This window comes from Mycobacterium saskatchewanense, from assembly GCF_010729105.1.
In the GTDB taxonomy this organism is placed as follows: domain Bacteria; phylum Actinomycetota; class Actinomycetes; order Mycobacteriales; family Mycobacteriaceae; genus Mycobacterium; species Mycobacterium saskatchewanense.
The window spans coordinates 1,738,313-1,757,836 of sequence record NZ_AP022573.1 but is presented as its reverse complement, the minus strand read 5'-3'; the positions used below and the strand labels follow the sequence as shown (position 1 = coordinate 1,757,836).

At 68.8% G+C, this 19,524-nt stretch carries 17 protein-coding genes; 11 read left to right on the top strand and 6 right to left on the bottom strand.

Annotated elements, in window-relative coordinates; genetic code table 11:
* Positions 1 to 2: 2 nt before the first annotated feature.
* A complete protein-coding gene (locus tag G6N56_RS08085; RefSeq protein ID WP_085257992.1) occupies positions 3 to 1,436 on the bottom strand; it encodes an MmgE/PrpD family protein in 1,434 nt (477 codons plus the stop codon).
* 70 nt (positions 1,437 to 1,506) lie between these two features.
* Between G6N56_RS08085 and G6N56_RS08080 the strand changes: the two genes are divergently transcribed.
* Complete coding sequence (locus G6N56_RS08080; RefSeq protein WP_232069249.1) at positions 1,507 to 2,334, top strand: GntR family transcriptional regulator; 828 nt, start codon at positions 1,507 to 1,509, stop codon at positions 2,332 to 2,334.
* A 5-nt stretch (positions 2,335 to 2,339) separates the two neighbouring features.
* On the opposite strand, the gene G6N56_RS29735 is transcribed toward G6N56_RS08080, so the two are convergent.
* Positions 2,340 to 2,960, bottom strand: coding sequence for a PfkB family carbohydrate kinase (locus tag G6N56_RS29735; RefSeq protein WP_408632673.1), 621 nt, complete (start codon positions 2,958 to 2,960; stop codon positions 2,340 to 2,342).
* Between the two features lie 85 nt (positions 2,961 to 3,045).
* On the opposite strand from G6N56_RS29735, the gene G6N56_RS08070 reads away from it, so the two are divergent.
* The 5 genes from G6N56_RS08070 to G6N56_RS08050 all read left to right on the top strand — a co-directional run bounded on the left by G6N56_RS08070 (position 3,046) and on the right by G6N56_RS08050 (position 10,398).
* On the top strand, positions 3,046 to 5,280 hold the full coding sequence (locus tag G6N56_RS08070) for an adenylate/guanylate cyclase domain-containing protein (RefSeq protein WP_408632672.1): 2,235 nt from the start codon (positions 3,046 to 3,048) through the stop codon (positions 5,278 to 5,280).
* Between the two features lie 2 nt (positions 5,281 to 5,282).
* The gene (locus G6N56_RS08065; protein ID WP_085257990.1) at positions 5,283 to 6,689 is read left to right on the top strand and encodes a mechanosensitive ion channel domain-containing protein; all 1,407 of its coding nucleotides are present in this window, start codon (positions 5,283 to 5,285) and stop codon (positions 6,687 to 6,689) included.
* Positions 6,690 to 6,757: 68 nt separating this feature from the next.
* Positions 6,758 to 8,029 carry a glutamate-5-semialdehyde dehydrogenase gene (locus G6N56_RS08060; protein ID WP_085257989.1) on the top strand — a complete coding sequence of 424 codons (1,272 nt, stop codon included), beginning with the start codon at positions 6,758 to 6,760 and terminating at the stop codon, positions 8,027 to 8,029.
* Between the two features lie 25 nt (positions 8,030 to 8,054).
* Positions 8,055 to 8,942, top strand: a complete 888-nt coding sequence (locus tag G6N56_RS08055; protein WP_085257988.1) for an AAA family ATPase — start codon at positions 8,055 to 8,057, stop codon at positions 8,940 to 8,942.
* A 10-nt stretch (positions 8,943 to 8,952) separates the two neighbouring features.
* Positions 8,953 to 10,398, top strand: coding sequence for a vWA domain-containing protein (locus G6N56_RS08050; protein ID WP_085257987.1), 1,446 nt, complete (start codon positions 8,953 to 8,955; stop codon positions 10,396 to 10,398).
* Between the two features lie 7 nt (positions 10,399 to 10,405).
* Here the strand turns inward: G6N56_RS08050 and G6N56_RS08045 are convergent, their stop codons facing one another.
* The gene (locus G6N56_RS08045; RefSeq protein WP_232069248.1) at positions 10,406 to 11,374 is read right to left on the bottom strand and encodes an alpha/beta hydrolase; all 969 of its coding nucleotides are present in this window, start codon (positions 11,372 to 11,374) and stop codon (positions 10,406 to 10,408) included.
* Positions 11,375 to 11,533: 159 nt separating this feature from the next.
* Here G6N56_RS08045 and nadD point away from each other — a divergent pair, with 159 nt between their 5' ends.
* Genes nadD through G6N56_RS08020 form a run of 5 tightly spaced genes read left to right on the top strand, consistent with a single transcriptional unit; the run spans position 11,534 to position 14,845 of the window.
* Complete coding sequence (gene nadD, locus G6N56_RS08040; protein ID WP_264019896.1) at positions 11,534 to 12,190, top strand: nicotinate-nucleotide adenylyltransferase; 657 nt, start codon at positions 11,534 to 11,536, stop codon at positions 12,188 to 12,190.
* Positions 12,187 to 12,582, top strand: coding sequence for a ribosome silencing factor (gene rsfS, locus G6N56_RS08035; protein ID WP_085257985.1), 396 nt, complete (start codon positions 12,187 to 12,189; stop codon positions 12,580 to 12,582). The genes nadD and rsfS overlap by 4 nt, the downstream gene beginning before the upstream one ends.
* A complete protein-coding gene (gene gpgP, locus G6N56_RS08030; protein ID WP_085257984.1) occupies positions 12,579 to 13,274 on the top strand; it encodes a glucosyl-3-phosphoglycerate phosphatase in 696 nt (231 codons plus the stop codon). Before rsfS ends, gpgP begins: the two co-directional genes overlap by 4 nt.
* A complete protein-coding gene (gene octT, locus G6N56_RS08025) occupies positions 13,261 to 14,013 on the top strand; it encodes a diglucosylglycerate octanoyltransferase (protein WP_085257983.1) in 753 nt (250 codons plus the stop codon). The genes gpgP and octT overlap by 14 nt, the downstream gene beginning before the upstream one ends.
* Before the next feature lie 4 nt (positions 14,014 to 14,017).
* Positions 14,018 to 14,845: a DegV family protein gene (locus tag G6N56_RS08020; RefSeq protein ID WP_085257982.1), complete on the top strand. Its 828-nt coding sequence runs from the start codon at positions 14,018 to 14,020 to the stop codon at positions 14,843 to 14,845.
* Here G6N56_RS08020 and G6N56_RS08015 read toward each other — a convergent pair.
* From G6N56_RS08015 to G6N56_RS08005, 3 genes are all read right to left on the bottom strand, one after another.
* Positions 14,837 to 17,788 (bottom strand): MMPL/RND family transporter, encoded by a 2,952-nt coding sequence (locus G6N56_RS08015; protein WP_085257981.1) that lies wholly within the window; start codon positions 17,786 to 17,788, stop codon positions 14,837 to 14,839. The two genes, G6N56_RS08020 and G6N56_RS08015, sit on opposite strands and share 9 nt — an antisense overlap.
* On the bottom strand, positions 17,785 to 18,213 hold the full coding sequence (locus tag G6N56_RS08010; protein ID WP_085258018.1) for an MmpS family transport accessory protein: 429 nt from the start codon (positions 18,211 to 18,213) through the stop codon (positions 17,785 to 17,787). The genes G6N56_RS08015 and G6N56_RS08010 overlap by 4 nt, the downstream gene beginning before the upstream one ends.
* Before the next feature lie 208 nt (positions 18,214 to 18,421).
* Positions 18,422 to 19,480, bottom strand: a complete 1,059-nt coding sequence (locus tag G6N56_RS08005) for an NAD(P)H-dependent amine dehydrogenase family protein (protein WP_085257980.1) — start codon at positions 19,478 to 19,480, stop codon at positions 18,422 to 18,424.
* Positions 19,481 to 19,524: the final 44 nt, after the last annotated feature.

Genomic DNA, 19,524 nt, shown 5'->3' with positions numbered 1-19,524 from the left:
TCTCAGTCCAGTGCGCCCGCCACCGGGGCGGCGAGCACATCGATCAGGTCGTTCGTGTCGTCGAGTTCTTCCAGCCCGATCACCGCCCGCTCGATCGCCTCGGCGCGCGAGCGGGCGGTCACCCGGTCGGCGAGGGCATGAAACTTCGCGACCAGTTCGTCGTTGGTGACGGGATCGGTGGGGGCGCCGTGCGGTTGGGCGACGCGGGCGCGGTGCACGGCGCCGTCGCGGGTGGTCACCGCCACGTCGGTGCGGAACTTCTCGGCGAGGCCGGCGTCGGCGAGCGACTCGTCGAGCCGCACCGTGGTGGCGCCGATCAGCGTCCAGATGTCGTCGGAGTCGAGGCGCTCGGGCGTGAACTGCTCGGGCAGCACGTTGCCGTCGAGCAGCGCAGCCGCGGTCGCGTAGGCGATGTTCATCTGGGCGCCCATCGGGGTGAGCGGCCGCTGCGGGGGCCACCAGCCGTGCTTGTAGACGGTTTCCCCCACGGCGATCTCGATCGCCGAAATATCCTGTCCCACAAGCGAACCGCGCAGGGATCGGGCGGCATCGATCGCGCCGTGCAGCCCGCCCATCGCGGCGTAGGACTTCACCATGATGACCGTGGTCTCCCAGCGCTGACCGAGTTGCCCGGTCAGCAGCGAGGCGTCGGGGTCATGGCCCTCGCCGAAGACGCTGAGGAAGCCGCCGTACTCGCGCTCGAACACCCGCTTGATGCCGGTGTATCCGGCCGCCGCGAGACCGGCGGCGTAGAAGCCGTTGCGCGCCGCCAGCCCGTGGTGCATCCGCTTGCTCATGGCCTCGTACTGCGCGGCCATCAGCCCCGCCGACTGGGTGGCGGCGAGGCCGAGGGCATCCTCCAGTTGCGCCGGCGGCAATCCGCGCAACTTGCCGGACGCCGTCGCCGCCGAGTGGGTGCCGAACACCGATCCCGAGTGCCAGCCGCGGTCGAGCATCTGCGTGCCGTGCAGCGTGTAGCCGACCCGCGGTCCCACCTCGAAGCCGACGATCGCGCCCAGCAGGAATTCGGCGCCGGTGGTGGTCTGCGGCCGCGTCGATGCCGTCGACAGCAACGCGGGAATGACCAGCGAGCAGCTGTGCAGCGGCGCCAGCGGGTGGAAGTCGTCGAGTTCGAAGCCCTGGATGAACGTGCCGTTGAGCACGGCGGCCGCCGGGGCACCGGTGGTGCGCCCGGTGCCGATGACGACCGTGCCGCTGCCGTCACCCTCGAGCCCGAGGACGGCGTCAGTGGCAACCCGTGACCAGGGGAGTCGGGCCCCCACCAGGGCGCAGCCGACGCCGTCGAGTAGGAGGTGTTTCGCGCGCTGCACGACCGGATGCGGCACGTCGTCGAGCGTCAGATCGGCGACCCAGGTGGCCAACCGTCCGGTCGGGCCCGCCGGATCGGTGGCGGGAGGGCGGTGCACCGCGGTCATTCAACCCCCTGCGAAGCGACTAGTTGTTATATACATATAACAACTGAATCGTCCGCGCAAGGAAGGCGCTGTGGAAACATTGACGCTCGTGGGCCAGAACAAAGCGGGAGCGGTGTCGACCGCCGCCGGGGTGCCCTTGCACAGGCAGTTGTTCCTGGTCCTGCACGACGAGATCGACCGTGGCGCGATCGCCCCGGGCGAGGCGTTGCCCACCGAGCAGACGCTGTGCGACCAGTTCGGGGTTTCGCGGATCACGGTGCGCCGGGCGCTGGCAGACCTGGCCGAGCAGGGCTACATCGAGCGCAGGCACGGGGTGGGCTCATTCGTGCGCCGGCACGGTCCCGCCGACGTATCCGGCTATCTGGGCAGCGGCAGCTCGTACATGCAGGGCCTGCGGCAGACCCAGTTCGAAACCGAGGTCGAGGTCATCGAGCTCGGCGTGCGCCGCCCCCCGCGCCTCGTCGCCGACGCCCTCGAGACCTCGGACGAGCTGCTTCAGGTCCTGCGGGTGCGGCGGCAACGCCGGACCGGCGAGCCGCTGATCGTCAGTGACGCCTGGCTGCCGGCGCGCCTAGCCCCGGCGCTGACCGAAACCACGCTGCTGCGCGCGCCGCTCTACCAGTTGCTGTCGGAGGCCGGGGTGGCCGTGGACCGGGTGCGCCACGAGATCACGGCCGAAATCGCTGGTCCACGCAACGCGCGCCTGCTCGACACGGCCATCGGTGCGGCGCTGCTGCGCGTGAACCGCCTGTCGTTCGTGGCCGGGGCGCCGCACCACTACCTGTCGGCGCTGTTGTCGCCCGGCCGCAGTCGCGTGTTGTTCAACCAGACGGCGGACGAACTGGAGACGGCCGACGGTCTGATCATCGCCCACGACGTCGACAGGCGTCCCGGCTAGCCCGGTCAAACGCCGCCGCCGAACGATTGCGGGCTTACCTGCTGGCCGGACCGAGCGGCTCGGCCATCATCGTGGTGGATGCCGCCGGCGACAACACCGTCGTGGTCTCGCCGGGCGCCAATGGCTGGCTTTCGCTCGACGCGCCGCACGCGCGGGCGGCCCTGACCGAGTGTGATGTGTTGCTGACACTTGGAGATTCCGGTGACGACGGCGTTGGCGGCGGCGGGGGGAAGTGCGTTCGACCGGGGCCGTCGTGGCGACCAACGCATCGCCTGCCGGCCGAGGCCAGGAGTCGCTGGCCGCGCCGGCGGCCCTGAGCGACGTGGTGATCGTGAACGAGGACGAACTCGAGCAATGGCACTGGGGCCCAGCGCGCCCACGAAATCCACCCGCGCACCCGCACGTGCGGCGGCCACCGCCTGGTTGCCGCCGTTGCCGCCGGGCGCCTCGATCACCGACGACGACAGCGCCATTTCGCCCGGGCGCGGGATGGAACCGACGACGAATGGCGTGTCCGCGTTCACGCGGCCCACCACGCTTACCCGCGCCATTGCGCCCACGTTAGCCGCGCGGTCCGGCAAGCTCGACTCCATTTCGGGCTCGTCGTCGGCTTCGTCGCTTTGCACGCAATCACCAATATCTTGAGGTCCGCGCGCTAGTCTGCTGCGTTAGCGGTGCCGATTCTCGATCGAAGAAAGGCGGGCGAGGCGATTGACAGCGACCGAGCTCGACAACGCCGAACCGGCCCCCGAAACACCCGCGGAAACCCCCGCGCAGACCGCGGCCGCGTCCGCCTCGGCTGCCAGGGCCCCAAAGGGCGCCCGCCGCCTGCTGCCCTGGCCGCGCATCCGGTTCGGCATCCAGTCCAAGATCATGGTCGCGCTGCTGCTGTCGAGCATCCTGGGCGTAGCGGTGATCGGCCTGATCGGGGGGCTGTCCGGCCGGACCGCGTTGCGGCAGGTCGAGTCGGAGCGGCTGATCGAGTTGCGTGAGTCGCAGCGGCGCCAGGTGGAGGCGCTGTTCCGCGAAGTGACGAATTCGCTCGTCGTCTACAGCGGGGGATTCAGCATCGTCGACGCGACGGCCGCACTCACGACGGGCTTCGACCAATTGTCCAACGCGACCGTCACTCCCGCCCAGCAGCAGGCGCTCGCCGGCTACTACCAGACCCAGATGATCGATCCGATCAAGCGGCTGACCGGTGACCTCATCGATTTGAACGCCGTTCTTCCGACGTCCAACGCGCAGAAATACATCCAGGCGTATTACACCGCGCCTGCCCGGCCGACCACCCCCGACGCATTGCCCACCGAGGACGCCGGCGACGGGAGCGCGTGGACGGCGGCCAACGCCCGCTTCGATTTCTACATGCGCGGCATCGTCACGCGGTTCCAGTACCGCGATGCGCTGCTCCTCGACCTGCAGGGCAATGTCGTCTACAGCGTGCGCAAGGGCCCTGATCTCGGGACCAACATCTTCACCGGCCCTTATCGCGAGTCCAATTTGAGGGACGCCTACCAGAAAGCATTGCGCTCCAACGACGTCGACTACGTGTGGATTACCGACTTCCAGCCGTACCAGCCGCAGTTGGACGCGCCCACGGCGTGGGTCGTGTCGCCGGTCGGCATGAACGGAAAGATCACCGGCCTCATGGCCCTGCCGGTGCCCATCACGAAGGTCAACAACATCATGACCGCCAACAAGCACTGGGAAAGCGCCGGCATGGGCGCCTCGACCGAGACATACCTGGCGGGTCCTGACAACCTGATGCGTTCCGACTCGCGCCTGTTCCTGCAGGACCCCACGGAGTATCGTCGCGAGGCCATCGACGCCGGCACCGCGCCGGACGTCGTCGACCGCGCGATCCGGTTGGGGGGCACCATTCTGGTGCAGCCGGTGCCGAGCGCGGGCCTGCGCGCCGCCCAGCGCGGGGAGACGGGCGTGGTGACGGGAACGGACTACACCGGCAACCGGGAACTGGAAGCCTACGCCCCGCTGAACATCGCCAATTCGGATCTGCACTGGTCCATCCTGGCGACGCGGGACGATTCGGACGCCTTCGCGCGACTCGGCCATTTCAGCAAGACGTTGGCGATCGCGGTGACCGCAATGATTTTCGCGATCTGCGTGGTGTCGATGCTGGTAGCCCAGCTGGCCATGCGGCCCATCCGGCGCCTCGAGGCCGGGACCCGCAAGATCAGCGCCGGCGACTATGACGTCAGCATCCCCGTACGGTCGCGCGACGAAATCGGTGATCTGACAGCGGCTTTCAACGAGATGAGCCGGAACCTGGCGATCAAGGACGAGCTGCTCAACGAGCAGCGCCGCGAGAACGAGCGTCTGTTGTTGGCGTTGATGCCCGAGTCGGTGGTGCAGCGCTACCGTGGCGGCGAGGAGACGATCGCGCAGAAGCATCAGGACGTCGCGATCATCTTCGCCGACATCCGAGGGCTCGACGAGATCTCTAATGACCTGTCGGGTGAACAGGTCGTCGGCATCGTCGACGACCTGTTCCGGCAGTTCGATTCGGCGGCCGAAGCCCTTGGCGTCGAACGGATCCGCACATTCCACAACGGCTACCTCGCCAGCTGCGGGGTCATCACCCCGCGACTGGACAGCATCCACCGAAGCGTCGATTTCGCACTCGAGATGCGGCACATCGTCGATCGCGTCAACAGCCAGACCGGCCACCAGCTCGGCCTCCGGGTCGGCATCAACACCGGCAACGTCATCAGCGGGCTGGTGGGCCGGTCCAGTCTGGTTTACGACATGTGGGGCGGCGCGGTCAGCCTGGCTTACCAAATGCAAAGCGGGTCACCGCAGCCCGGCATCTACGTCAGCGCGCAGGTGTACGAGGCGCTGCGCGACGTGCGCCAGTTCGCGCCCGCGGGAACGATTTCGGTCGGCGGCACCGACCAACCGATCTACCGGCTGGTGGAGCGGTGACGGTGGAGCACGCCTGGGACTCCCCATGGTTCTACTGGGCGATCGCGATCGCGGTCGGATTTCCCCTGACCCTGATCCTGCTCACCGAACTGCACAACACGCTCGTCCGCAGGGGCAACCGGCTCGCCCGGCAGGTGGGCCTGCTGCGCACCTACGTCCTGCCGCTGGGCGCGCTGTTGCTCCTGCTGGTCAAGGCCTCTCAGGTCCCGGCCGGGGACGTACCCGTGCGGATGCTGACGACGGCGTTCGGCTTCCTGGTGCTGCTCGTGCTGCTGTCGGGTCTCAATGCCACCGTGTTCGAGGCGGCGCCCGAGGAGAGCTGGCGCAAACGGCTGCCGGGCATCTTCCTCGACGTGGCGCGCTTCGCCCTGATCGGCATCGGCCTGGCCTTCATGTTGTCGTACATCTGGGGCGTCCGCGTCGGCGGCGTGTTCACCGCGCTGGGTATCACCTCGGTCGTCATCGGCCTGATGCTGCAGAACTCCGTCGGCCAGATCGTGTCGGGGCTGTTCATGCTGTTCGAACAGCCGTTCCGCATCGACGACTGGCTCGACACCACGACAGGCCGGGGCCGCGTCATCGAGGTGAACTGGCGTTCGGTGCACATCGACACCGGCGGTGGGATCCGGGTCATGCCGAACTCGATGCTGGCGACGACGTCCTTCACGAATCTCAGCCGGCCGGCGGGCGTGTACAAGCTCGGGATGACGACCACGTTTTCGGCGACCGACCCGCCGGACCGGGTGTGCGCGATGCTGTCCCGCGTCGCCGCCGGCCTCCCGCAGCTCAGGATCGACAGCGTGCCGCGCTCGGTGCCGCTCGGCGGTGGCGAGTACCGCACCAGCATCGGGCTGAAGTCGCCCGCCGACGACGGCGCCGCTCGGTCGACCTTCCTGCGATGGGTCTGGTACGCGGCCCGCCGGGAGCAGCTGCACCTCGACGGGATCGAAGACGGCTTCTCCTCGCCCGAGCGGGTGGAATACGCGCTGCGCACGGTGGTGGCGCCCGCCTTGCGGCTCAACGCCGACGAGGAACGGTCGCTGTATTCGCGCGCACGGCTCGTGCGCTACGGCGCCGACGAAGTGGTCGAGTACACCGGGCAGGTGCCGACCGGGATGACCTTCCTGGTCGTCGGACGGGTGCAGTTGGCCGCGACGACCGACGACGGGTCGATCGTGCCGATCAGCACGCTGGCCGAGGGCTCCTTCCTCGGCCTGACCGCCCTGACGCGGCAACCGAACCTCGCCAGCGCGTACGCGCTCGAGGAGGTGACCGCGCTGGAGATCGACCGCGAACACCTCGAGCACCTGGTGATGCGTGAACCGTTGCTGCTGCAGAACTTTGGCCGCATCCTCGAAGAGCGCCGGAACAAGGTGCGTCGCGTGGGGCGGAGCGACCGGGTGGGCTGACCGCCAGCGAAGGCGCCACCGTGTGGGGCAACCCGACCGGATCGGTCAACGCCCTATACCCTGGATCGATGAGTCTGCAAGCACCATCGCGAAGCGGTGCGACCCAGCAGCGGGAGCCCGACCTGCGCCACGAGGTACACAATGCCGCCCGCCGCGCCCGCGTCGCGTCGCGCGCTCTCGCCTTGTTGCCGACGGTCGCCAAGGATCAGGCGCTGCGCTCCGCGGCGCAAGCGATCACCGGCAACACCGAGTTGATCCTGGCCGCCAACGCCGAGGACCTCAACGCCGCCCGCGCCGCCGGCACGCCGGCCGCGATGCTCGACCGGTTGGCGCTGGACGCCCGGCGCGTCGAGGGCATCGCCGCCGGCTTGCGCCAGGTCGCCGGGCTGCCCGACCCGGTGGGCGAGGTGCTCCGCGGCTACACCCTGCCCAACGGGCTGCAGTTGCGTCAGCAACGGGTCCCGCTCGGCGTCATCGGCATGATCTACGAGGGCCGGCCCAACGTGACCGTCGACGCCTTCGGGCTGGCGCTCAAGTCCGGCAACGCCGTGCTGTTACGCGGCAGCTCGTCGGCGGCGCGGTCCAACCAGGCGCTGGTCCAGGTGCTGCGCGCCTCGCTGGTCAGTGAGGACCTGCCCGCCGACTCGGTGCAGCTGCTGTCGTCGGAGGACCGCGCCACGGTGACGCACCTGATCCAGGCCCGCGGCCTGGTCGACGTGGTGATCCCACGCGGGGGCGCCAGCCTGATCGACGCGGTGGTCCGCGACGCGCGGGTGCCCACCATCGAGACCGGTGTCGGCAACTGCCACGTCTACGTGCACGAGGGCGCCGACATCGACGTGGCCGAACGGATCGTGCTGAACTCCAAGACGCGCCGGCCGAGCGTCTGCAACGCCGCCGAGACGCTGCTGGTCGACGCGGCGATCGCCGGGGAGGCCGTGCCCAGGCTGGTGGCCGCGCTGCAGGAAGCCGGCGTGACGGTGCACCTGGACCCCAGCGAGGACGACCTGCGCCGCGAGTACCTGTCACTGGATATCGCGCTGGCGGTGGTCGACGGCGTCGACGCCGCGGTCGCGCACATCAACGAATACGGCACCGGGCACACCGAGGCCATCGTCACTACCAACATGGCTGCGGCGCAACGATTCACCGACGGTGTCGACTCGGCCGCGGTGATGGTCAACGCCTCGACGGCGTTCACCGACGGTGAGCAGTTCGGCTTCGGCGCCGAGATCGGCATCTCCACCCAGAAGCTGCACGCGCGCGGCCCGATGGGGCTCCCGGAGTTGACCTCGACCAAGTGGATCGCGTGGGGCGACGGGCAGATCCGCCCGGCCTGACAAGAGCTTGAGGAGAACCGAAATCGTGAGCGTGCCCGCCCGGCCCAAGCCGCTGTTCGCCGACATCGACGACGTCTCGCGGCGGCTGGCCGAAACCGGCTACCTGCCGGACACGGCCACCGCCACCGCGGTGTTCCTGGCCGACCGGCTCGGCAAGCCGCTGCTCGTGGAGGGCCCCGCCGGGGTCGGCAAGACCGAGCTGGCGCGCGCTGTCGCGCAGGCCACCGGCTCCGGGCTGGTCCGATTGCAGTGCTACGAGGGAGTCGACGAGGCCCGCGCGCTGTACGAGTGGAACCACGCCAAGCAGATACTCCGTATTCAAGCCGGCAACGCTGCCGGACAAGGCGACTGGGACGCCACCAAGACCGACGTGTTCAGCGAGGAGTTCCTGCTGCAGCGGCCGCTGCTGACCGCGATCCGGCGCACCGAGCCGACCGTGCTGTTGATTGACGAGACCGACAAGGCCGACATCGAGATCGAGGGACTGCTGCTCGAAGTGCTGTCCGACTTCGCCGTCACCGTGCCCGAACTCGGTACCATCACCGCCGAGCGGACGCCGTTCGTCGTGCTGACCTCGAACGCCACCCGGGAGCTGTCCGAGGCCCTCAAGCGTCGATGCCTGTTCTTGCACATCGACTTTCCCAGCCCCGAGCTCGAGCGCCGCATCCTGTTGTCGCGGGTGCCCGAGCTGCCGCAGCACCTGGCCGAGGAGCTCGTCCGCATCATCGGCGTGCTGCGCGGCATGCAGCTCAAGAAACTGCCGTCCGTCGCCGAGACCATCGACTGGGGCCGCACGCTGCTCGCGCTGGGCCTCGACACCATCGACGACGCCGTGGTCGCCGCGACGCTCGGCGTGGTCCTCAAACACCAATCCGACCAGCAGCGCGCGACCGGCGAGCTGCGGTTGAACTAGGAACGCGCCGATGGCCCCTCGCCGCACCCGCCCCGCCCGGCCGCTCGCCCCGCACGGGCTCCCCGGCCACCTGGTGGGCTTCGTGGAAGCGCTTCGCGGGGTGGGCATTTCGGTGGGACCGTCCGAGACGGTGGACGCCGGCCGCGTGATGGCCACCCTGGGCCTGGGCGACCGGGAGGTGCTGCGGGAGGGCATCGCGTGCGCCGTGCTGCGCCGTCCGGAGCACCGCGAGACCTACGACGCCATGTTCGACCTGTGGTTCCCCGCGGCGCTGGGCGCGCGCGCCGTGGTCGCCGAGGCCGATGCCGAGCAGGCGCCGGGCGCCGCGCTGCCGCCCGACGACGTCGAGGCGATGCGCCAGATGTTGCTCGACCTGCTCACCGAAAACCCCGATCTCGCGGACATGGACGAACGCCTCGTCGCGATGATCGCCCGGATCGTGGAGGCCTACGGCAAATACAGCTCGAGCCGCGGCCCGTCGTTCTCGTCGTATCAGGCGCTCAAGGCGATGGCGCTGGACGAGCTGGAGGGCAAGCTGCTCGCCGGGCTGCTCGCCCCGTACGGGGACGAACCCACGCCCACCCAGGAGCAGATTTCCAAGGCCCTTGCCGCGCAGCGCATCTCGCAGTTACGCAAGCTGGTTGACGCCGAGACCAAGCGCCGCACCGCCGAGCAACTCGGCCGCGACCACGTCCAGATGTACGGCATCCCGCAGCTTTCGGAGAACGTCGAATTCCTGCGGGCATCAGGCGAACAGCTGCGCCAGATGCGCCGGGTGGTGGCGCCGCTGGCCCGCACCCTGGCGACCCGGCTGGCGGCCCGGCGCCGGCGCACCCGGTCCGGGGTGATCGACCTGCGCAAGACCCTGCGCAAGTCGATGTCCACCGGTGGGGTGCCGATCGACCTGGTGCTGGCCAAGCCCCGCCCGGCGCGGCCGGAACTGGTGGTGCTGTGTGACGTGTCGGGTTCGGTGGCCGGGTTCAGCCACTTCACCCTGCTGCTGGTACACGCGCTGCGCCAACAGTTTTCCCGTGTGCGGGTGTTCGCCTTCATCGACACCACCGACGAGGTCACGCACATGTTCGGCCCGGAGGCCGACTTGGCCGTCGCGATCCAGCGCATCACCCGAGAGGCCGGGGTCTACAGCCGTGACGGACATTCCGACTACGGCAACGCCTTCGCGTCGTTCGTGCAGGGCTTCCCGAACGTGCTGTCGCCGCGGAGCTCGCTGCTGGTCCTCGGCGACGGGCGCACCAACTACCGCAACCCGGAGACGGACCTGTTGTCCCACATGGTGACCGCCAGCCGGCACGCGCACTGGTTGAACCCCGAGCCCCGGCACCTGTGGGGCAGCGGCGACTCCGCGGTGCCGCGCTACCAAGAGGTGATCACGATGCACGAGTGCCGCTCCGCCAAGCAGTTGGCGGCGGTGATCGATCAGCTCCTGCCCGTGTGAGCGGTCTTCAGGCGGGGCGCGGTTCCAGTCCCGCCAGCCAGTCGGTAACCGTCGCGACGTAGGTCTGTGGATCGGCGCCGTGCATCGAGTGCGGCATCTCCGGAAACGCGCGCAAGGTGAAGGTGTTTCCGGTACTTTCGATCAGCTTTCGGACGTGCGCGACCTGCCGATCGGAGATCGCGCCCAATAGGTTGCCGGTCTCCGGGTCCTCGAAGTGGAAGTGATGGGTGAACAGGACCGGCACCCTGACGTGGGCGAGCATCGACTCGTGGTCGCAGTTGACGGCGACGCGGCCGGACACGAACGCGTCACCCCACTCGGGGTCGTACTCGCGCAGGTTCTGCGGCGGCCCGGCGGTGTCGACGGCGTTTCCGCGGGCCGGGGACAACCTGCCGAGCCACTCCGGCAGTTCGCGACCCAGCGCCCCCTGCAGTCCCGCGTAGTCGCCGATGGACCATTGCGGGCCCAACCATTTGCACCAGAGCCGGAAGATCGGCCCGATACCTTGCCGGATGGATTGGCCGACAGCCGGATTCACCTCCGAGCTGAACAGCGGAGGGTCTTCGTAGACGGCCGCGCGGATCTGCCCCGGCGCGGCGAAGGCCGACAGCCAGGCGGCGATCACTCCGCCGGACGACAGCCCGCTGACCACCACCGGCCGGCCGATGACCCGATCGATGAAACGGACCAGGTCACCGCCGAACAGGTCGAGGCTGTAGCGGCCGGGTGTCCACGTGGAGCGACCCTGCCCCCGCAGGTCGACGGCGTACACCTGGTAACGATCGGCCAGGAGCTTCATCGCTTCCTCGTAGCCCCACCACGATTCGCTCTGCCCCGGGATCAGCAGCAGCGCGGGGTTGGCGGCGTCACCTGCGACCGCGTAGTTCATCCGTATCTCGCCCAGGTCCACCAGCCGTTCGGGATAGCGGTGCGCGACGAAGCGCTCCGGATGGTCGCTGTGTTCGAGATAGGGCACGGTGTGGTCTCCTCGGCCGGGATCGTTCGGTCTGCCGATATTGTCGGGCACGACCGCCGCGACGGGGCGGTGACCCGGTGCCGGCTACCCCGCCGACCGAAACTGCGAAATCGGCCCGCGCCGCCGGCTCAAGTAAGCTGGCGAATCGTGCAAAAGCACCTGCGCAGGCTCGGGGTAATGGGTGGGACGTTCGATCCCATCCATTACGGGCACCTGGTCGCGGGAAGTGAGGTCGCCGACCTGTTCCGCCTCGACGAGGTCGTGTTCGTCCCCAGCGGTCAGCCATGGCAGAAGAACCGCCGCGTTTCGGCGGCCGAGGATCGGTATCTGATGACGGTGATCGCCACCGCGTCCAACCCGCGGTTCTCGGTGAGCCGGGTCGACATCGACCGCGCGGGTCCCACCTACACCCGGGACACGCTGCGCGACCTGCACGCCCTGAACCCCGATTCGCAGCTGTACTTCATCACCGGTGCCGACGCGCTGGCCTCCATCCTCACGTGGCAGGGCTGGGAGGAGTTGTTCGAGCTGGCCCACTTCGTCGGCGTCAGCCGGCCCGGCTACGAGCTGCGCCGCGAACACATCACCGGCGTGCTGGGCGAGCTGCCCGACGACGTGCTGACCCTGGTCGAGATCCCGGCCCTGGCGATCTCGTCGACCGATTGCCGCGTGCGCGCCGAGCGGGACCGGCCGCTGTGGTACCTGATGCCCGACGGCGTCGTGCAGTACGTCTCCAAAAGGGGGCTGTACCACCCGGGGCGGGCCGCCGACGAGTCCGCGGGCGAGACGACGCTGGCCACCGGGAACAACTCGTGACCGCCACCGCGGAGGCGCTCGACATGGCCGTCGTGGCCGCCCGTGCGGCAGCGGCCAAGCTGGCCACCGACGTCGTCGTGATCGACGTTTCGGACCAGCTGACCATCACCGACTGCTTCGTCATCGCGTCGGCGTCCAATGAACGGCAGGTCAACGCGATCGTCGACGAGGTCGAAGAGAGAATGCGCAGGGCGGGCTACCGACCGGCGCGCCGCGAGGGCGCCAGGGAAGGGCGCTGGACCCTGCTGGACTACCGCGACATCGTCGTGCACATCCAGCATCAGGACGACCGCGACTTCTACGCGCTGGATCGGCTGTGGGGCGACTGCCCGGTGGTGCCGGTCGATTTGTCGGACACCGAAGACGCCGCAGGCTCGGCGGGCGCGCAATGACGGTCCGTCGGCTGGTGATGCTGCGGCACGGGCAGACCCACTTCAACTTCGGCAGCCGGATGCAGGGCCAGCTGGACACGGAGCTCAGCGATCTGGGGAGGATTCAGGCGGCCGCGGCCGCGGAGGTGCTGGGCAAGCTGCAGCCGCTGCGGATCGTCTCGTCGGACCTGCGGCGCGCCTACGACACCGCGATCAGGCTGGGGGAGCGGACCGGGCTGACGGTGTCGGTGGATGACCGGCTGCGGGAGACCCATCTCGGCGACTGGCAAGGTCTGACCCACGCCGAGGTCGACGCCCGGGCCCCCGGCGCCCGGCTGGCCTGGCGCGAAGACGCCACGTGGGCGCCGCATGGCGGGGAGAGCCGGGTCGACGTCGCCGCCCGCAGCGCGCCGGTGGTCGCCGAACTGGTAGCCGGCGAGCCGGGATGGGGCGACCCGAATCACGCCGACCGGCCGGTCGTGCTGGTCACCCACGGCGGCCTGATCGCCGCGTTGTCCGCCGCGCTGCTGCGGCTGCCGGTCGCGAACTGGCCGGTCCTGGGCGGCATGGGCAACGCCAGCTGGGTGCAGCTGTCCGGCCACTCGCACGACCCCGGCGACAACCCCGATGACAACAGCGCCGACTTCGAGAGCATCCGCTGGCGTCTCGACGTGTGGAACGCCTCGGCGCAGGTTTCCAATGACGTCCTCTGAGGCGCGGCCCACGCTGCTGGTGTTCGCCGATTCGCTGGCCTATTACGGGCCCACCGGGGGGCTGCCCGCCGACGATCCCCGGATCTGGCCCAACATCGTTGCGGCGCAGCTTGGTTGGGATGTGGAGTTGATCGGCCGCATCGGCTGGACGTGCCGCGACATCTGGTGGGCGGCGACGCAGGACCCGCGGGCCTGGGCCGCGCTGCCCAGGGCGGGCGCGGTGGTCTTTGCGACGGGCGGGATGGATTCGCTGCCCTCGGTGCTGCCGACGGCGTTGCGGGAGCTCATCCGCTACGTGCGGCCGCCGTGGCTGCGGCGGTGGGTGCGCGACGGGTATGGCTGGCTGCAGCCGCGGCTGTCGCCCGTTGCCAGGTCCGCTCTGCCGCCGCACCTGAGCGCCGAATACCTTGAACAGACCCGCGGCGCAATCGATTTCAATCGCCCCGGGATTCCGATCGTGGCATCCCTCCCGTCGGTGCACGTCGCCGAGACCTACGGCAAGGCCCACCACGGCCGCGCGGCCACGGTGGCGGCCATCACCGAATGGGCTCAGCAGCACGATGTTCCGCTGGTGGACCTCAAGGCGGCGGTGGCCGAGCACGTCATGAGTGGGCGAGGCAATCCCGACGGCATCCACTGGAACTTCGAGGCACACCAGGCGGTCGCGGAGCTGATGCTCAAGGCGCTGGCCGAAGTCCTGCCGAAATCGGCAGTACCCGACGAGAAGTCGCGCGGGTAGCGCCGTGGCCGTCACGGTGGTGACCGATGCATCCGCGCGCCTGCCGGCCGACCTGCTGGACAAGTGGGGGATACGAGTGGCGCCGCTGCACATCCTGCTCGACGGCCGCGATCTGCGCGACGGCGTGGACGACATCCCGGAGGACATCTACAAGCAACCCGCGACCACCGCCGCCGCCACGCCGGCCGAACTCGCCGGGGTGTACGCCGACGCGCTGGCCGCCAGCGCCGGCGACGGCGTGGTGGCCGTGCACATTTCGTCGGCGCTGTCGGGCACGTGCGGCGCGGCCGAACGGACCGCGGCCGACCTCGACCCCAATGTCCGCGTGATCGACTCGAAGTCGGCCGCGATGGCGACCGGCTTCGTCGCGCTGGCCGCGGCTCGGGCGGCGGCCGCGGGCGGCGACCTGGAGGCGGTCGCGGAGGCCGCGCGGTTGGCGGTGACCCGCAGCCATGCGTTCGTGGTGGTGCACCGCCTGGAGAACCTGCGCCGCAGCGGGCGCATCGGCGGCGCCAAGGCCTGGCTCGGCACGGCGCTGGCGGTCAAGCCCCTGCTGCGCATCGACGACGGCAAACTCGTTCTGGCGCAACGGGTGCGGACGAAGACCCACGCGACGGAGGCGATGCTCGACCGGGTCTGCGAGGTGGTGGGCGATCGGCCGGCCCAACTGGCGGTGCACCACGTCGCCAACCCCGACGGCGCCGAAGAGGTCGCCGCGGCGCTGGCCCGCCGGTTACCGGCGTGCGGGCCCGCCCTGGTCACCCCGCTGGGCCCGGTGCTCGCCCTGCACGTCGGCGCCGGCGCCGTGGCGGTGTGCCTGCAACTACCCTGACACCGCGCCTGCAACCGGGGCGGGAGTGGCGCGCTGGGCCCGATGAGCGTTGTCGCCGCGGGGATGGACCACCTGCGGCCACCAGAACCAGCGGCCCAGCAGGGTCGCGATCGACGGCATCAGCAACGTGCGCACGATCAGGGTGTCCAGCAGCAGACCGATGCAGACGGTGGACCCGAACTGGCCCAGCACCTTCAGGTCGCTGCCGAGCATCGACGCCATCGTGAAGGCGAATACCAGACCCGCGGCCGTGACCACCCCGCCGGTGCCGCCCATCGACCGGATGGTCCCGGTCTTGAGCCCGGCGTGGATCTCCTCCCTGAACCGGGAGACCAGCAGCAGGTTGTAGTCGGAGCCGACCGCCAGCAGGATGATCACCGACAGCGCCGCCACGATCCAGTGGATCTTCAAGCCCACCAGGTCTTGCCAGATGAGCACGGAAAGGCCGAACGACGCGGCGATCGAGCTGGCCGCCGTGCCCACGATGACCACTGCGGCGACCACGCTGCGGGTCAGGATCAGCATGATCATGAAGATCAGCGTGAGGGCGGACAGCACCGCGATCATCAGGTCGTACTTCTCGCCGTCGGCCATGTCCTTGAAGGTCGCGGCGGTGCCGCCGAGGTACACCCGCGAGTCCGACAAGGACGACATCTTCAGCGCCTCCTGAGCGGCCGTGCGCTCGGCGTCGACCCGCGCGATGCCCTCGGGGCTCATCGGGTCGCCCTGATGGGTGACGAAGAAGCGCGCCGACTTTCCGTCCGGCGACAGGAACATTCGCAGACCCGTCTGGAAGTCCGGGTTCTGGAACGCCTCCGGGGGCAGGTAGAACATGTCGTCGTTCTTGGACTGGTCGAAGCTCTGGCCCATCACGATCGCGGTGTTGCTCATCGCGTCCATCTGGTCGAGCATCGCCTTGAACGTCTGGTACATCGTCAGGGTCAGGCCGTGAGTGATCTTGAGCGAGTTGATCATCGACGGGATCAACACGAGCATCCCGTGCGTCGCCGCCGCGGTGCGGGTGATGTCGTCGGACAGGATGTGGAACTGCCCGGCCAGCTCGTCAAACCCGTCGAGGGAGTCCCACAGCGATCGCAGGGACCAGCAGATCGGGATGTCGTAGCAGTGTCTCTCCCAATAGAAATACGACTTGATCGGCCGGAAGAAGTCGTCGAAATCCGCGATGTGGTCCCGCAATTCGTCCGTGATCCGCGACGTCTCCGCCGTCGTCTTGGCGCTGTCGTCGGCCGCGTTGGCGAGGTCCTGCGTGACCTTGTACATGCGCTCGGTGGTCCCGATCATCGTCTGCATCTCGTCGGCCATCTTGAGGATGTCGCCCATGCGGTCCCTGAGGAACTGCATGTTCTGCATCGTCGTCTGGCTCTGGATGCTGTTTTGGAAAGGTATGGAGCTGTGCTGAATCGGGATGCCCAGCGGCCGGGTGATGTCCTGGATCATCGCGATGCCGATGGTTCGGATGACGTTCTTGGCGACCTTGTCCAGCACCAGCATGTCGGCGGGGTTGCGCATGTCGTGGTCGGATTCGATCATCAGCAGGTCGGGGTTCATCCGCGCCTGCGAGAAGTGCCGGTCCGCGGCGGCCTGCCCGAGGTTGGACGGCGCCGATGCCGGCAGGTAGTAGCGGTCGTTGTAGCTCGTCTTGAAGCTGGGCAGCACGACCATGCCGACGAGGACGACGGCGGCGCTGACGGCGAGAATCGGTGCGGGCCAACGCACTACCGCGACACCGACCCGGCGCCACAGCCCGGCCCTCTTGGCCGCGCGTCTGGGCTCGAAGCGGTGGAACCTGCTGCCCACGAAGACGACCGCGGGACCCAGGGTGAGCCCGGCGAACACGACGACGAGCATGCCGATCGCCACGGGTGCGCCCATGGTGTTGAACCACGGAAGCCGCGCGAAGCTGAGGCAGTACGTCGCGCCGGCGATGGTGAGGCCCGAGCCCAGGATGACCGGGGCGACCCCCTTGAACGTCGTGTAATAGGCGGTTTCGGGGTCCTCCCCGGCCTGGCGCGCCTCTTGATACCGGCCGACGAGGAAGATGCCGTAGTCCGTCGCGGCCGCGATCGCCAGCATGGTGAGGATGTTGGCGGCAAAGGTGGTCAGCCCGAAGACGTCGTTGTATCCGAGGACCGCGACGACTCCCCGTGAACACCCCAGCCCGACGAAGGTCATGAACAGCTGGATCAGCGTGGTCGAGATCGAGCGGTAGACCAGGAACAGCATGATCGCGATCGCGGCCAGCGTGAACAGTGTGATCTTGGCCAGGCTGTCGTTGCCGATGATGTGCATGTCGTCGGACAGCGCCGCGGGCCCGGTCACGTAGGCCCGGACGCCCGGCGGCGCCTGGGTGTGCTCGATGACCTTGCGCACCGCGTCGACGGAGTCGTTGGCCAGCGTCGTGCCCTGGTTGCCGGCGAGGTTGATCTGGACGTAGGACGCCTTCGCGTCGGCGCTCTGCGCTCCCGCCGCCGTCAGCCGGTCACCCCAGAAGTCCTGAATGTGCTGGATGTGCGTCGGATCCTGCCGCAGCTGGCGGATCAGCTCGTCGTAGTACTTGTGGGCGTCCGGGCCGAGCGGCTGCTGGCCCTCCAGCACGATCATGACCGTGCTGTTGGAGTCGAATTCGCGGAAGTTGTGCCCCATGAGCATCATCGCCTTCATGGACGGCGCGTCCAACGGCGTCATCGGCGCCGAGTGCATCTCGCTGACGACTTCCAGCCGCGGGACGAGGACGTTCACCAGGACCGTGACGACGACCCAACCGATGATGATGGGTACCGCGAAGAGGCGGATCATGTGGGGGATGAACGGGCGGTGGCCGCGCGCGGCCTTGGCGGCGGCCCGGGTGTCGATGGGACCGGTGGCGTCTGCGTCAGCGGCGTTCTGCGTCGCCGGCTGAGCCCGGTGGTTGACCTCGCTCATGCGGACTTCACCAGGCAGAAGGTCTGGGCGTTATGGCCTTGCGACTGCTGGTGTTCGCGCTCGACCCCGTCGACCGTGATCTTGCAGCTGATCTCGTTGGCATCGGCCTGCGCCATGATGTTGGCGCTCACCGACGGCAGGGTCGTCGAGATCGTCGCCCTCCACGGCAGCGCGGCGCTGTTGACCTGATGGGTGTTCGCGTCCGCATCCCAGTAGTTGATGTTGGCCGTGCTGCCCGGCGGCCCGGAGACCTCGTAGACGACGACCTTGGGGTTGAACTGGACGATCTCGATCCCGGCGCCGGCGTTGGCGTTGAGGTCCTGCGACCCGAAGATCTTGTGCAGCCGGGAGACGCCCAGCGCGGAGATACTGAGCACCACCAGCAGCAGCAGAGGTATCCACGCCCGCTTGAGCCCGCGGCTCACCTTGCCGGAAAGGGAGATCGATTTCGGATTGGCCACCGCCTGACCGCCTTCCGTGCTGCTGCCCGGGGTCCTGCCGTCCCGCCGCAAAACCCGCCAACATCTCTGGCGACGCCCGTTGTCACCAGAATCTTTGCTCGGCTAAGTACTCTAAACCTTAGTGGACGGGTGCGTTCCTCCGGGGCCGGTTGGTGTGTCGCACGCCATACGTTCAGTGGGCGAAGCGCCCGGTCACCGGCGGCAGGTCGGCGAGCGTGACGATCCCGGGCCGGGCGGCCACCACGGCCGGTACCGCGTTGGTGACCGGCATCGCGGTGTAGATCATCCCCAGCCCCATGAAGCCGGGCTCCGTCCAGTCCTTCGGCGGTAGGCAATGCAGGACGGTGCGCATGTTGGGCAGCCCGAACACCTGGATGACGTGGCCGTGCTCGAGCGGTTTCGGCGGGACGACGTGGCTGCCCATGGTCCAGTTGAAGCCGACGCTGACGACGTTGCGGTCGCCCACCCAGCCGCGGTGGTAGCCGTAGACCCCGCCGACCGTGCCCGCGGGGATCTTCATGAAGCCCAGGTCGGAGTCGGCCGTCGCCGCGGTGAAGGTGACGTCGAAGCTCATCCGGTCGAGCTTCGCCCCGATCGCGTCAGCCATCATCGCGGCCGACTCCGCGAACACCTCGCTCTCGCGTCGCACGTTCTCCGCCAGCCCTGGCGTGTCGGGATCCTGCGAGAACCCCATCGCGGTCTGCGTTTCGGCGGACTCATACGTCGAGCAGTCCACCGACTCGGTGATCCGGATCTCGTCGACGCGCTCGCAGGAGCCGCTGAGCACCATGCCGACGAGGTTGGTCATCCCCGGGTGCGCGCCGCTGCCGAAGATCGTCGAATTGCCCTTCTCGCAGGCATCCTCGATCCGTTTGCGGTCCGCCGGCGTTTGCTTGCCGCCGGTGATCCACGCCGCGCTGGAGCACACGTTCACGCCCGACTCGAGCAGCCGCACCAGTTCGTCGATGCTGGGCCACAACGGGTTGTAGCAGCAGGCGTCTGCGCCGAGCGCGAGCAGCGCGTCGATGTCGTCGGTCGCCTTGACGCCGGTGGGCGCCGGCCAGCCGGCCAATTCGGCGGCGTCGACGCCGACCTTTTCCGGCCCGTGCGCGTACACCCCGACCAGCTCCATGTCCGGTCTGCCGATGAGGGCGTGCAGCGAGCGCCGCCCGATGTTGCCGGTGGTCCACTGGATTACCCGCAGCGGTCGGTCGGTGCTGGTTGCGCTCATCGAAAGGCTCCTTTGCCGGTGCGATCTGACTCATTATGAGCAAC

What these genes read in the sequence shown, in the direction of transcription:
- gpgP (WP_085257984.1), top strand. Translation starts at nt 12,579, where the DNA reads ATGACGGTCCGTCGGCTGGTGATGCTGCGGCACGGGCAGACCCACTTC.
- G6N56_RS08050 (WP_085257987.1), top strand. Translation starts at nt 8,953, where the DNA reads ATGGCCCCTCGCCGCACCCGCCCCGCCCGGCCGCTCGCCCCGCACGGG.
- octT (WP_085257983.1), top strand. Translation starts at nt 13,261, where the DNA reads ATGACGTCCTCTGAGGCGCGGCCCACGCTGCTGGTGTTCGCCGATTCG.
- G6N56_RS08060 (WP_085257989.1), top strand. Translation starts at nt 6,758, where the DNA reads ATGAGTCTGCAAGCACCATCGCGAAGCGGTGCGACCCAGCAGCGGGAG.
- G6N56_RS08015 (WP_085257981.1), bottom strand. Translation starts at nt 17,788, where the DNA reads ATGAGCGAGGTCAACCACCGGGCTCAGCCGGCGACGCAGAACGCCGCT.
- G6N56_RS08085 (WP_085257992.1), bottom strand. Translation starts at nt 1,436, where the DNA reads ATGACCGCGGTGCACCGCCCTCCCGCCACCGATCCGGCGGGCCCGACC.
- G6N56_RS08005 (WP_085257980.1), bottom strand. Translation starts at nt 19,480, where the DNA reads ATGAGCGCAACCAGCACCGACCGACCGCTGCGGGTAATCCAGTGGACC.